This window comes from Pseudomonas sp. BTN1, from assembly GCF_001907715.1.
GTDB classification, from domain to species: domain Bacteria; phylum Pseudomonadota; class Gammaproteobacteria; order Pseudomonadales; family Pseudomonadaceae; genus Aquipseudomonas; species Aquipseudomonas paracarnis.
Window position 1 is genome coordinate 36632 of record NZ_MPBM01000002.1, and the last position, 13563, is coordinate 50194.

Sequence of the window (13563 nt, forward strand, 5' to 3'; positions counted from 1 at the left end):
CCGGCAGCCTTACTCCAGCAGTTGCCTGAACCCCTCGATCGGCAACGGTCGGCTGTGCAAATAGCCCTGGAATAAATGGCAGCCGAGCTTTTGCAGGAACGCCAGTTGCTCCAGGGTTTCCACCCCCTCGGCGATGACTTCCAGGTTCAGGCTGCGCGCCATGGCCACAATGGCGCGGATGATTTCTGCATCATTGGGGTCGTGGGTCGCATCGCGCACGAACGACTGATCGATCTTCAGCGCATCCACCGGCAAGCGCTTGAGGTAGGTCAAGGATGAGTAGCCGGTGCCGAAATCATCCATTGCAAAGCTCACGCCGAGTTTTTTCAGGCGACGCATCTTCACCACGGTATCGTCCAGGTTCTGGATCACGATGCCTTCGGTGATTTCCAGTTTCAGCAGGCTGAACGGCAGGCCGTGTTGCTTGAGGCTGTGCTCCACCCGTTCCACAAAGTCGTTCTGGCGAAACTGCCGGGGGCTGATATTCACGCACAGGCTGAAATTGAGCGGGTCTACCAGGCCATCGGCAATCAACTGGGCAAAGGCGCCGCAGGCTTCATCGAGAATCCAGGTGCCGACCTCCAGGATCAGGCCGCTGTCTTCCAATACCTTGATAAATTCCGCCGGTGACTGCGCGCCCAATTGTGGGTGCTGCCAGCGCACCAGGGCCTCGGCGCCGACTATCCGGTTGCCGCGCGCATCCACCTGGGGCTGGTAATGCACGCTGAATTCGCCGCGTGACAAGGCCAGGCGCAAGTCAGTCTCCATGCGCAGGCGTTCGCTAGCGGTTCTTTGCATGCTGTTGTGGAACATCTGCGTGGTGTTGCGCCCGGAGTCCTTGGCGCGGTACAGGGCGATGTCGGCGCGCTTGAGCAAATCGGCGGGTGTGGTGCCGTGGTCGGGGATCAGTGCCACGCCGATGCTGGGTGTGACCTGCAGCCGATGACCGTCGAGAAACATCGGCTCCGAGAGCAATTCGCGCAGGGTATCGGCCAGCGCTTGCACTTGGCTGCTGACCGTCTGGCGGGTGCCCTCCAGGCCGCTGAGCAATACCACAAACTCATCGCCGCCCAAGCGCGCCACGGTGTCCTCCATGCGCACGCTGGCTTCCAGGCGCGCGGTGACGATTTTCAACACGGTATCGCCAACGGGGTGGCCGAGGGAGTCGTTGATGTGCTTGAAGTGGTCCAAGTCCAGAAACAGCAGGGCGCCGCGCAGGTTGTGGCGCTTGAGCAGGGCGATCTGCTGGCTCAGGCGGTCCATCAGCAGTGCGCGGTTCGGCAGGTTGGTCAGCGGGTCGTGATAGGCCAGGTGCCGGATTTGTGCCTGGGCGTTCTTCAATAGGCTCACATCCCGTGCGGTCAGCAGCAGGCAGGGGGTTTCATTCAAGGTGATCGGCTCCACCGAGACCTCCACCGCCAGTACCTCGCCACGCTTGTTGCGCCAGAGCATTTCCAGGTGGTGAATGCGCCCCTTGATCTGCAACTCGGCCAACAGTGCGGCGCGTTGGTTTTCGTCGGCCCAGATGCCGATCTGGTACAGGGTCAGGCCGATGGCCTCTTCGGTGCGGTAACCGGTCAGGCGGCAAAAGCCATCGTTGACCTCCACATAGCGGCCGGTGTCGCGCTCGGTGATGGAAATCGCATCGGGGCTGGAGTGGAACGCCTTGGCGAACTTCTCTTCGCTGGCCTTGAGTGCGGCTTCCGAGCGTTGCTGTTGGGTAATATCGCGCAGCGTGGTGACGATGCACGGCTGGTCGCTGACCTTGATTAAACGGCTGGAAATCATGCAAGTCAGGCTTTGGCCGTCCTTGTGATGCACCACGATGGCCACATTGCTCAGGGCCTGCTCGCGAATCACCTGCTCGATGCGTTGCAGGCGCTTGCTGGAGTCGTCCCACAGGCCGATTTGTTCGGCGCTTTTGTCGAGTACTTCGGCGGCTGTAAAGCCAAACGTCTGGGTAAACGCCGGGTTGATCTCGATGAACGCGCCGCTGTCCAGGCAGGTGACGCAGATCGGGTCGGGGCTGGCCTGGAACAGGCTGGCGAACTTTTCCTCCGAGGCGGTCAGCCGTTGCTCGCGCTCGACCTGGTCGGTGATATCCAGCAAGGTGCCGGCCATGCGCAGGGGCTTGCCTGACTCATCGCGATACAGGCGTGCGCGACTCTCCAGGTAACGCGGGCTGCCGTCTTCCATTTGCACGCGGTAGGTCAACTGATAGTTGCCGTCCGGGCCTTCGCGCAAACTGCGGTACGCATGGCGCATACCCTCGCGGTCTTCATCGGACATGCCCTCAAAAAACGCATCGAAGGATTCATGGAACGGCGCGGGTTCCAGCCCGTGCAACTGGGCGGCACGCGCCGAGCCGTAGAGCATGCCGCTGGGGATGTGCCAATCCCAGGTGCCCAGTTGCGCGGAATCCAGAGCCAGGTCCAGGCGCTCCTGGCTGTCCTTGAGTGCTTGCTCGGCGTTTTTACGTTCGGTGGTGTCCAGGAACGTGCTGATCAGGTACGCCTCGCCGTCCAGTTCGACCTTTTGTGCGCTGAGGGTGCCGTCATGGATCTGGCCGTTGCTGGCGCAGAACTGCACTTCCATGGTGATGGGTTCGCCTTTGCGCTGGGTGGCCTTGACCAGCAGAGCCCGCTGTTCCGGATGGCGCCACAGGCCCAGTTCCAGGGTGGTGCGGCCGATGGCATCGGCCACTGGCCAGCCGAACAGCATCTCGAAATACTGGTTGGCTTCGCTGATCAAGCCGTCGGCCTGGCGCGTCAGCAGCACCATGTTCGGGCACAGGTGGAAGAGTGTGGCGAAGCGCTTTTCCGAATGGCTGAGGGCATGTTCACGGTCGCGTTGGTGGGTGATCTCGCGGATCACCCCGATCATGCGTCGCCGTCCGGCTTTGTCGGGGGCCAGGTTGCCGCTGATTTCCAGCCAGTGCAGGCTGCCATCGGGCCATTGGATGCGGTGGTGCATGGCGCGGTCGAAGGGCTCTCCGGCGAGCACCGCATGAAAGCCGCGCACCACCCGCGCGCTGTCTTGCGGGGCCAGCAGGTCGAGGTAGTCCAGGTCCTTGGGCAGAGGCTGGCGCGGGTCAAAGCCGAATAGCGCCTGGGTGCCCCGTGACCAACTGATTCTTCCTGTGTCGATTTCCCAGCACCAGGCACCCAGCCGCGCGGCATTGAGGGCCGCCAGCAGTTGCGGGGCGCTGTCCCAGCTTTGTTCCGCCGCTTGAGGGTCCAGGGCGTAGATGCGGGGCAGGGGGGGTACCGGGTCAACAGGGTTGCGCATTATCAAAGGGCCTTGGCTCATTGAGAAAACCGCGCGGTTTGACCCAAACCCCTGGCCCGCACGGTGTCATGCCGATAACCCTGGCAGATCGACCTGTGCATCCAACAGGCTCATGAAAGCCCGCGCAGCGTTCGACAGCGTCCTTTCGGTGTGCACGATATAGCCTAGCTGGCGACTGAGCTGTATGCCCGGCAAAGCGATACTTGCCACCTGATCGTCGAGCATGGTGCGTGGTAACACACTCCAGGCCAGACCGATGGAGACCATCATCTTGATGGTTTCCAGGTAGTTAGTACTCATCGCGATATTGGGCATCAGGCCCTGCGCCTCGAACAGGCGGCTGACAATATGGTGGGTAAAGGTATTGCCTCCGGGAAACACCGCCGGATGCCCGGCTATATCCGCCAGGCTGACGGAACCGTTGCTGATCAGGCTGTGTTCCGGCGCCACCACAAAATCCAGCGGGTCGTCCCACACCCGGGTGGCGCGTACCAGGTTGTGGGGCTCTGGCGCCAGGGTGATCACTGCGACTTCCGCACGGCCGTGGAGGATTTCTTCGTAGGCCACTTCTGAATCCAGAAACTGAATATCCAGTGCCACATTCGGGTATTGCCGGGTGAAGGTGCGCAGAATCGGTGGCAGGCGGTGCAGGCCGATATGGTGGCTGGTGGCCAGGGTGAGGCGGCCGCTGACTTCGCCGGTGAGGTTGGTCAGGGCCCGGCGGGTGTCGTCCAGCACGTTGAGGATTTGATAGGCGCGGGGCAGCAAGGCCCGCCCGGCCTCGGTCAGGCCGACTTCGCGGCCCAGGCGGTCGAACAGTCGTACCTTCAATTGTTGTTCCAGACCGGCGATGCGCTTGCTGATGGCCGGCTGGGTCAGGTGCAGGCGTTCGCCGGCGCCGGAGAAGCTGCCGGTCTCGGCGATGGCGATAAAGGCGTTGAGGTTGGCCAGGTCCATGGTGCTATTCCAGTTGGTAATCCAAAGCATAAAAAATATGAATTTGAGTTATTTAATGTAGCGCCATACCATCAGCCTCACAAGCCAAAGGGTTATTGAAAAGCCCGGCGTATAGAAGCACCGCTGATGAGGACCGACTGATGGCCGGCAAAACGCTTTACGACAAGCTTTGGGATTCCCATGAAGTGAAACGTCGCGATGATGGATCGTCGCTGATCTATATCGACCGTCACATCATCCATGAAGTGACCTCGCCCCAAGCGTTCGAAGGCCTGCGACTGGCCGGGCGCAAGCCTTGGCGCGTCGACTCCATCATCGCCACGCCGGACCACAACGTGCCGACGACTCCTGAGCGCAAAGGCGGCATCGAAGCCATTGCCGACCAGGTCTCGCGGTTGCAGGTGCAGACCCTTGACGACTATTGCGACGAATACGGCATCACCGAATTCAAGATGAACGACGTGCGCCAAGGCATCGTCCACGTCATCGGCCCGGAGCAGGGCGCAACCTTGCCGGGCATGACCGTGGTCTGCGGTGACTCTCATACCTCCACCCATGGTGCGTTCGGCGCTCTGGCCCACGGCATCGGTACTTCCGAGGTGGAGCACGTGTTTGCCACCCAGTGCCTGGTGGCCAAGAAAATGAAGAACATGCTGGTACGCGTCGAAGGCCAATTGCCGTTTGGCGTGACCGCCAAGGACATCGTACTGGCTGTGATCGGCAAGATCGGCACCGCAGGCGGCAACGGCCATGCCATCGAGTTCGCCGGCAGTGCTATCCGCGACCTGTCCATTGAAGGCCGCATGACCATCTGCAACATGTCCATCGAAGCCGGTGCCCGCGTGGGTATGGTGGCGGCGGACGAAAAAACCGTCGAATACGTCAAAGGTCGCCCCTTCGCGCCGCAAGGCGCCGATTGGGACGCCGCCGTCGAAGCCTGGAAAGACCTGGTCTCCGACGCCGATGCGGTGTTCGACACCGTGGTCGAACTCGACGCTGCGCAGATCAAGCCGCAAGTCAGCTGGGGCACTTCGCCGGAAATGGTCTTGGCCGTTGACCAGAACGTGCCGGACCCGGCCAAAGAGGCCGACCTGGTCAAGCGCGGCTCCATCGAGCGCGCCTTGAAATACATGGGGTTGACCGCCAATCAGGCGATCACTGATATCCAGTTGGACCGTGTATTTATCGGCTCCTGCACCAACTCGCGGATCGAAGACCTGCGCGCCGCGGCGGTGATCGCCAAGGGCCGCAAGGTGGCCTCGACTATCAAGCAAGCCATTGTGGTGCCAGGTTCCGGGCTGGTTAAAGCCCAGGCGGAAGCCGAAGGGCTGGACAAGATCTTCCTCGAAGCCGGTTTTGAATGGCGGGAGCCGGGCTGCTCGATGTGCCTGGCGATGAACCCGGACCGCCTGGAGTCGGGCGAGCATTGCGCATCGACCTCCAACCGTAACTTCGAAGGGCGTCAGGGCGCGGGTGGGCGTACCCACCTGGTGAGCCCGGCCATGGCCGCCGCTGCTGCCGTCAACGGTCGTTTCATCGACGTTCGCGAATTGATCTGAGGAAAACCCGATGAGAGCTTTTACCCAACACACAGGCCTTGTAGCGCCGTTGGACCGTGCCAATGTGGACACCGACCAGATCATCCCCAAGCAATTTTTGAAGTCGATCAAGCGCACCGGTTTCGGCCCCAACTTGTTCGATGAGTGGCGCTACCTGGACGTGGGCTACGCCTACCAGGACAACTCCAAGCGCCCCCTGAACAAGGACTTTGTGCTCAACGCCGAGCGTTACCAAGGTGCCAGCGTGTTGCTGGCCCGGGAAAACTTCGGTTGCGGCTCCAGCCGTGAACACGCGCCGTGGGCCCTGGAAGAGTACGGCTTTCGCAGCATCATCGCGCCGAGCTACGCCGATATCTTCTTCAACAACAGCTTCAAGAACGGCCTGTTGCCGATCATCTTGAGCGACGCAGAAGTGGACGAGTTGTTCCAGCAAGTGGAGGCCAATGTCGGCTACCAATTGACGGTGGACCTGGCCGCGCAAACCGTGACCCGCCCGGACGGTAAGGTGTACCACTTTGAAGTGGATGCCTTCCGTAAGCACTGCCTGATCAACGGCCTGGATGACATTGGCCTGACCTTGCAGGACGGCGATGCGATTGCCGCGTTTGAAGCCAAACACCGGGCGAGCCAGCCCTGGTTGTTTCGCGATGCCTGATTTGATGTAAGCAGGTCTGGCCTCTTCGCGCAGCAAGCCCGCTCCCACATTCAAGGACAACATCATGACCACCACCGCCCACTCCCAAGTCGTGCAAAAACAATTCGGCGAGCAAGCCTCGGCCTACCTGAGCAGCGCCGTACACGCCCAGGGCACCGAATTCGCTGTGCTACAGGCCGAGCTGGCCGGGCAGGGCGCTGCACGACTGTTGGACCTGGGCTGCGGCGCAGGTCATGTCAGCTTCCAGGTGGCGCCTCTGGTCAAAGAAGTGGTGGCCTACGACCTCTCCCAGCAGATGCTTGACGTGGTGGCTGCCGCCGCCAAGGACCGCAACCTGGCCAACATCCGCACCGTGCACGGCGCCGCCGAGCGCTTGCCCTTTGCCGAGGGTGAGTTCGACTTCGTATTCAGCCGTTATTCGGCCCATCACTGGAGCGACCTCGGCCTGGCCCTGCGTGAAGTGCGCCGGGTGCTCAAGCCGGGCGGCGTGGCGGCATTTGTGGATGTCTTGTCACCGGGCAGCCCCCTGTTGGACACTTACCTGCAAACCGTCGAAGTGCTGCGCGACACCAGCCACGTGCGTGATTACTCCGGCGCCGAGTGGATGCGCCAGTTGAGTGAGGCTGGCCTGCACGTGCGCAACAGCAGTCGCCAGCGCTTGCGCCTGGAATACACCTCGTGGGTCGAGCGCATGCGCACGCCAGAGGTATTGCGTGCGGCAATCCTTGAGCTGCAACAGGCGATGGGCCAGGAAGTGCGCGATTATTACGACATTCAAGCCGACGGCACCTTCAGCACCGATGTGCTGGTGGTCTTCGCCGAACGCTGATTGATTTTTCCCGACCTGCCCACGGGCGGGTCGCTTGATGAAATGAGGAACGCATGAGCAAGCAGATTCTGATTCTCCCTGGCGACGGTATTGGTCCGGAAATCATGGCCGAAGCGGTCAAGGTCCTTGAGCTTGCCAACAGCAAGTACAGCCTGGGCTTCGAGCTGAGCCACGATGTGATCGGCGGCGCCGCCATCGACAAGCACGGCGTGCCGCTGGCCGACGAGACCCTCGACCGCGCCCGGGCTGCCGATGCCGTGCTGCTCGGCGCCGTGGGTGGGCCGAAATGGGACAAGATCGAGCGTGACATCCGCCCTGAGCGCGGCCTGCTGAAAATCCGTGCGCAACTGGGCCTGTTCGGCAACCTGCGCCCGGCCATCCTCTACCCGCAACTGGCCGACGCGTCGAGCCTCAAGCCGGAAGTGGTGGCGGGCCTGGATATCCTCATCGTGCGCGAGCTGACCGGCGGTATCTACTTCGGCTCGCCACGGGGCGTGCGCGAGTTGGAAAATGGCGAACGCCAGGCCTACGACACGCTGCCGTACAGCGAGAGCGAAATCCGCCGTATCGCCCGTGTCGGTTTCGACATGGCGCGGGTGCGCGGTAAAAAGGTCTGCTCGGTGGATAAAGCCAACGTGTTGGCTTCCAGCCAGCTGTGGCGTGAAATCGTCGAAGAAGTCGCCAAGGATTACCCGGACGTCGAACTGAGCCACATGTACGTCGACAACGCCGCCATGCAGTTGGTGCGCGCACCCAAGCAGTTCGACGTGATCGTCACCGACAACCTGTTCGGCGACATCCTGTCCGACCAGGCGTCGATGCTCACCGGTTCCATCGGCATGCTGCCGTCGGCGTCCCTGGACACCAACAATAAAGGTATGTACGAGCCGTGCCACGGTTCGGCGCCAGACATCGCGGGGCAGGGCATTGCCAACCCGCTGGCGACGATTTTGTCGGTGTCGATGATGCTGCGCTACAGCTTCAACCTGGGCGATGCGGCGGACGCCATCGAGAAGGCTGTCAGCCTGGTGCTGGATCAGGGCTTGCGCACGGGCGATATCTGGTCCCAGGGTTGCACCAAGGTCGGGACGCAAGAAATGGGCGACGCAGTAGTCGCCGCGCTGCGGAATCTGTAATCTCTCGGGCCCGCTTGCAGTTGTTGCTGCAAGGCGGCCCACTTTTTAACAAGGTGTAGTTGCGATGAAACGTGTAGGTCTGATCGGTTGGCGCGGTATGGTCGGTTCCGTGCTCATGCAGCGGATGCTGGAAGAGCAGGATTTCGATCTTATTGAGCCGGTGTTTTTCACCACTTCGAACGTAGGTGGCCAAGGGCCGTCCGTGGGCAAGGATATTGCCCCGCTCAAGGATGCCTACAGCATTGAAGAGTTGAAGAGCCTCGACGTGATCCTGACCTGCCAGGGTGGCGACTACACCAGCGAAGTCTTCCCCAAGCTGCGCGAAGCCGGCTGGCAGGGTTACTGGATCGACGCCGCTTCGAGCCTGCGCATGCAGGACGACGCGGTGATCATCCTCGATCCGGTCAACCGCAAGGTCATCGATCAGCAACTGGACGCCGGTACCAAGAACTACGTGGGCGGCAACTGCACCGTGAGCCTGATGCTGATGGGCCTGGGTGGCCTGTTCGAAGCGGGCCTGGTGGAGTGGATGAGCGCCATGACCTATCAGGCGGCCTCCGGCGCCGGCGCGCAGAACATGCGCGAACTGATCAAGCAGATGGGCGCGACCCACGCCGCTGTCGCCGATCAACTGGCTGACCCGGCCAGCGCCATCCTCGACATCGACCGCCGTGTGGCCGAGGCCATGCGCAGCGACGCTTACCCGACCGAGAACTTTGGCGTGCCATTGGCCGGTAGCTTGATCCCGTGGATCGACAAGGAACTGCCTAACGGCCAGAGCCGTGAAGAGTGGAAGGCCCAGGCCGAAACCAACAAGATCCTGGGTCGCTTCAAGAACCCGATCCCGGTGGATGGCATCTGCGTGCGCATTGGCGCCATGCGTTGCCACAGCCAGGCGCTGACCATCAAGCTGAACAAAGACGTGCCGATCGCCGATATCGAAGGCCTGATCAGCCAGCACAACCCCTGGGTCAAGCTGGTGCCGAACAACCGCGATATCAGCATGCAGGAGCTGAGCCCGACCAAGGTCACCGGCACCCTGAATGTACCGGTGGGCCGTCTGCGCAAGCTGAACATGGGCAGCCAGTTCCTCGGCGCGTTCACCGTCGGCGACCAACTGCTGTGGGGCGCGGCTGAGCCGTTGCGTCGCATGTTGCGGATTTTGCTGGAGCGTTGATCGCTTGAAGCAATAACAGAAACCCGCGTTCTGGTGACAGGCGCGGGTTTTTTGTTGCCTTTGTGATCATTCCCACGCTCTGCGTGGGAATGCAGCTCTGGACGCTCTGCGTCTGCTTTAGAGGCGTGACGCGGAGCGTCACAGGAGGCATTCCCACGCAGAGCGTGGGAACGATCAGGGGGGCTGTAATTGCCTCACCCTCTACCACCCGGTAAAGTGCCGCTCCCCCGTAATGCCCGAGGCAACCCCATGACCCAGACCTTTGAAATCGCCGTGATCGGCGCCACCGGTACCGTGGGTGAAACCCTGGTGCAGATTCTTGAAGAGCTGGAGTTCCCTGTGGGCACCTTGTACTTGCTGGCGGGCAGCAACTCGGCGGGGGCTTCGGTGCCGTTTCGGGGCAAGAACGTGCGGGTCAAAGAAGTCGACACGTTTGACTTCAGCAAGGTGCAGTTGGCGTTCTTCGCTGCAGGCCCGGCGGTGACCTTGAGCTTCGCTCCGCGTGCCACCGCCGCTGGTTGCGCGGTGATTGACTTGTCCGGCGCATTGCCCGCCGAGCAGGCGCCGCAAGTGGTACCGCAGGCCAACGCCCATGTGCTGAACGCGTTGAAAAAGCCTTTTCAACTCGGCAGCCCGAGCCCCTGTGCCACGTACCTCGCGGTGGTGCTGGCGCCCTTGCGCGGTGTGGTGGACATCCAGCGCGTGAGTGTCACCGCTAACCTGGCCATCTCTGCCCAGGGCCGCGAGGCCGTCAGCGAGTTGGCGCGCCAGACCGCTGAACTGTTGAACGTGCGTCCCTTGGAACCGGCGTTCTTTGATCGGCAAGTGGCGTTCAACCTGCTGGCGCAAGTCGGCACGCCGGATGCCCAAGGTCATACCGCCCTGGAGAAACGTCTCGTACACGAACTGCGTGCGGTGCTGGAAACACCTTTACTAAAGATTTCCGCCACCTGCGTTCAAGCCCCGGTGTTTTTCGGCGATAGCCTGGCTGTGTCGCTGCAATTGGCCGCGCCGGTCGACCTGGACGCGGTGAACCGTGCGCTCGACGCTGCACCGGGAATAGAGCGGGTCGAGGAGGGCGATTACCCCACGGCCGTAGGCGATGCCGTCGGCCAGGACGTGGTGTACGTAGGGCGAGTTCGCGCAGGTATCGACGACCCGGCGGAACTAAATCTTTGGCTGACGTCAGATAACGTACGCAAAGGCTCGGCCCTGAACGCCGTGGAGCTGGCGCAGTTGTTGATAAAAGGCCTTGTGTAAAAGATACTTGGCGGCAATTTGTAGATTGATTCTAACCAGGCGCTATGCTTGGTCCCAAGTGAAACACAAGCGCGTCGGTGACCTATCGGCTCGCCATGCCTAATGGCAGCGGTTACCAACCTTCTCGCAGGGCGGGAAGCGTTCAAACAAAGGATGAGGCTATGGTTCAAGTTCGCAAACTGGTGTTAGCAATAGCGGCCGCCTCGGCGCTGTCCTCCGGTATGGCGCAGGCGCTGCAACTTGGGGAGATGACCCTCAAGTCGAAGTTGAACCAGCCGCTGTCGGTGGAAATCGAATTGCGCGATGTGGGCGGCCTTACGGCGTCCGAGATCACCCCTAGCCTGGCGTCGGCCCAGGCCTTCGTGGATGCGGGTGTCGACCGCCAGGCGTTTCTCGATGACCTGACGTTCACCCCGGTGATCAACCCCGAAGGTCGCAGCGTGGTGCGCGTGACCTCCAGCAAGCCTCTGCCCGATTCCTATGTGCGCTTCCTCATGCAGGTGCAATGGCCCAATGGCCGTTTGATGCGTGACTACAGCGTACTGCTCGACCCGGCCAAGTTCGATCAGCCAGCGCCGACGGCGAGCGCGCCGGCCAGTACCGCGCCAGCCGCCAGCACGCCTGCCCAGCACACCACCACGTCCCGCGACACCTTGTGGGAAATTGCCGCAAAGAACCGCAATGGCGCCTCGGTCCAGCAAACGATGCTGGCCATCCAGGCGCTTAACCCGGATGCCTTTGTCGACGGCAATATCAACCGCCTGAAAACCGGCCAGGTCCTGCGCCTGCCAGATACCACGCAAAGTACAGCGCTGGCGCAGCCGCAAGCGATTGCCGAAGTGAGCGCGCAGAACGCCGCCTGGCGCCAGGGCCGCCGTGGCCCTCAGAGCCAAGTGGCCGGCAAGCCGCAGTTGGACGCGACCAAACGCACCCAGGCCGGCAATGCGCCGTCGAGTACCCAGGCCAAGGATAACCTGAGTCTGGTGTCGGCCGAAGCTGCCAAGAAAGGCGCGAAGGGCACCGTCGGTGACAGCCGCGCCCTGAGCGACAAGCTGGCAATGACCCAGGAAGAGCTCGACACCACGCGGCGCGACAACGAAGAACTGAAAAGCCGTGCCGCCGACTTGCAAAGCCAGTTGGACAAGCTGCAGAAGCTGATCCAGCTGAAGAATGACCAATTGGCTCGTTTGCAAGCGCAAACGGGCGAGCCACAGACAGCCGCGATGCCCGCGCAGTTGCCGGGTGAACCTGCAGCTGAGCCGGCGGCCCCCGTTGCAACACCAGCGCCAGTGCCTGAACCGGCCAAGCCGGCTGCTGCGCCGGCCAGCACCGAAGGCAAGTTCAACGACCTGCTGACCAACCCGATTGTGCTCGGCATCCTTGGCGGTGCGGCCCTGCTGGTGGTGTTGCTGCTTCTGCTGCTGTGGGCACGCCATCGCAATGCTCGCCGCGAAGAAGAGAAACATCTGCGTATGGCACGGGCGTTGGCCGAAGAGCCTGAGTTCGTTTCCAATATCGATCAAGACCTGCCGCCTGACAGCTTCGAGGGCCTTGAAGTGCCGCCGCCGAGCGTCAAGCTCGCCACCGCAACGCCGCCAGCATCTGCGCCCGCGCCGGCGCCGGTGGTTGAGACGGTAGTGGCACCGACGGTCGCCTCCGTGCTGGCGCCGTTGGCGGTTGCCGTGGCTCAGGAAAACGCCAGTGACGCCCTGGCCCAGGCCCAATCCCATATCGACCGTGGCCATCTGAACCAGGCGGCGGATGTGCTTGAACAAGCCATCAAGCGCGAGCCCAAGCGCAGCGACCTGCGTTTGAAGCTGATGGAAGTCTATGGGCTGCAGAACAACAAGGACGGGTTCGTCACCCAGGAGCGCCAGTTGGTGGCCAACGGTGAGAACCATGCCCAGGTCGAGCAGCTCAAGGCGCGTTTCCCGGCCATGGCCGTGTTGGCGGCGGGTGTCAGTGCCGCAGTGGCTGCCGCGGCCCTGGATGCGCAGTACGTCAAGGACCTGCTCGATGACAAGCCGACCCCAGCCCCGCAGGCAGACACCTTCGACACCGATTTCGACCTGAGTCTGGATGACCTGGAAGCCGCCTCGCCGGCCGAGATCGCGCAAGACCAGCAAACCTTTGAAGCGCTGCTCAAACAACAGACTGAGCCCAAGGCCGATGCGCAGGATCTGTCGGACTTTGACCTGGACCTGCAACTGGACCCGCCGACGTCGAAATCCGATGACGACTTCCTGTCGGGCCTTGAAGGGCAGATCAAGGATGTCCCGCCGGTTGAGCCGCCGACCCTGACGCCGGCCGCGCTGGACGAATTCGACCTGCCAGAAGACTTTGACCTGTCGCTGGCGGACGAGCCGAGCGCCCCGGCAGCCAAGCCCGATGCTTTTGCTTCGGAGCTGGACGACGTCAACGCTGAACTGGATCGTTTGTCACAGAGTCTGGAGCATCCGCCGATCGAGCCTTCCTTCACGGCTGAAGATGCCGCGCTGGGTGCTGAGGATGAGCCAGAGTTCGATTTCCTCTCTGGCACTGATGAAGTGGCCACCAAGCTCGACTTGGCCCAGGCCTACATCGACATGGGCGATGCGGACGGCGCGCGAGACATCCTGTCCGAAGTGTTGACCGAAGGCGACGAGGGTCAGCGTAGCGAAGCCAAGGAAATGCTCGGCAGAATCTAACGGCCGACGCAGAAA

At 62.0% G+C, this 13563-nt stretch carries 9 protein-coding genes; 7 read left to right on the forward strand and 2 right to left on the reverse strand.

All coding sequences use genetic code 11. From position 1 onward, the window contains the following. Positions 1 to 9: 9 nt before the first annotated feature. Both BMH52_RS00715 and BMH52_RS00720 read right to left on the reverse strand, forming a co-directional pair. Positions 10 to 3288, reverse strand: a complete 3279-nt coding sequence (locus BMH52_RS00715; protein ID WP_073842550.1) for an EAL domain-containing protein — start codon at positions 3286 to 3288, stop codon at positions 10 to 12. A 66-nt stretch (positions 3289 to 3354) separates the two neighbouring features. Beyond that, positions 3355 to 4245, reverse strand: coding sequence for a LysR family transcriptional regulator (locus tag BMH52_RS00720; RefSeq protein ID WP_014719162.1), 891 nt, complete (start codon positions 4243 to 4245; stop codon positions 3355 to 3357). 140 nt (positions 4246 to 4385) lie between these two features. Between BMH52_RS00720 and leuC the strand changes: the two genes are divergently transcribed. From leuC to BMH52_RS00755, 7 genes are all read left to right on the forward strand, one after another. Next, complete coding sequence (leuC, locus tag BMH52_RS00725) at positions 4386 to 5804, forward strand: 3-isopropylmalate dehydratase large subunit (RefSeq protein WP_003192562.1); 1419 nt, start codon at positions 4386 to 4388, stop codon at positions 5802 to 5804. Between the two features lie 10 nt (positions 5805 to 5814). Beyond that, on the forward strand, positions 5815 to 6459 hold the full coding sequence (leuD, locus tag BMH52_RS00730) for a 3-isopropylmalate dehydratase small subunit (RefSeq protein ID WP_003192559.1): 645 nt from the start codon (positions 5815 to 5817) through the stop codon (positions 6457 to 6459). Between the two features lie 64 nt (positions 6460 to 6523). Next, positions 6524 to 7288: a class I SAM-dependent methyltransferase gene (locus tag BMH52_RS00735; RefSeq protein ID WP_073842552.1), complete on the forward strand. Its 765-nt coding sequence runs from the start codon at positions 6524 to 6526 to the stop codon at positions 7286 to 7288. 53 nt (positions 7289 to 7341) lie between these two features. Beyond that, positions 7342 to 8424: a 3-isopropylmalate dehydrogenase gene (gene leuB, locus BMH52_RS00740; protein ID WP_003192555.1), complete on the forward strand. Its 1083-nt coding sequence runs from the start codon at positions 7342 to 7344 to the stop codon at positions 8422 to 8424. 64 nt (positions 8425 to 8488) lie between these two features. Next, positions 8489 to 9601, forward strand: a complete 1113-nt coding sequence (gene asd / locus BMH52_RS00745) for an aspartate-semialdehyde dehydrogenase (protein WP_003192554.1) — start codon at positions 8489 to 8491, stop codon at positions 9599 to 9601. A gap of 249 nt (positions 9602 to 9850) precedes the next feature. Beyond that, positions 9851 to 10861 carry an aspartate-semialdehyde dehydrogenase gene (locus tag BMH52_RS00750; RefSeq protein WP_072433786.1) on the forward strand — a complete coding sequence of 337 codons (1011 nt, stop codon included), beginning with the start codon at positions 9851 to 9853 and terminating at the stop codon, positions 10859 to 10861. A 161-nt stretch (positions 10862 to 11022) separates the two neighbouring features. Further along, positions 11023 to 13548, forward strand: coding sequence for a FimV/HubP family polar landmark protein (locus BMH52_RS00755; RefSeq protein WP_072433787.1), 2526 nt, complete (start codon positions 11023 to 11025; stop codon positions 13546 to 13548). Positions 13549 to 13563: the final 15 nt, after the last annotated feature.

Coding starts and splice junctions, on each gene's coding strand:
- BMH52_RS00755 (WP_072433787.1), top strand. CDS start 11,023: ATGGTTCAAGTTCGCAAACTGGTGTTAGCAATAGCGGCCGCCTCGGCG.
- leuC (WP_003192562.1), top strand. CDS start 4,386: ATGGCCGGCAAAACGCTTTACGACAAGCTTTGGGATTCCCATGAAGTG.
- leuB (WP_003192555.1), top strand. CDS start 7,342: ATGAGCAAGCAGATTCTGATTCTCCCTGGCGACGGTATTGGTCCGGAA.
- BMH52_RS00735 (WP_073842552.1), top strand. CDS start 6,524: ATGACCACCACCGCCCACTCCCAAGTCGTGCAAAAACAATTCGGCGAG.
- BMH52_RS00720 (WP_014719162.1), bottom strand. CDS start 4,245: ATGGACCTGGCCAACCTCAACGCCTTTATCGCCATCGCCGAGACCGGC.
- BMH52_RS00715 (WP_073842550.1), bottom strand. CDS start 3,288: ATGCGCAACCCTGTTGACCCGGTACCCCCCCTGCCCCGCATCTACGCC.
- leuD (WP_003192559.1), top strand. CDS start 5,815: ATGAGAGCTTTTACCCAACACACAGGCCTTGTAGCGCCGTTGGACCGT.
- asd (WP_003192554.1), top strand. CDS start 8,489: ATGAAACGTGTAGGTCTGATCGGTTGGCGCGGTATGGTCGGTTCCGTG.
- BMH52_RS00750 (WP_072433786.1), top strand. CDS start 9,851: ATGACCCAGACCTTTGAAATCGCCGTGATCGGCGCCACCGGTACCGTG.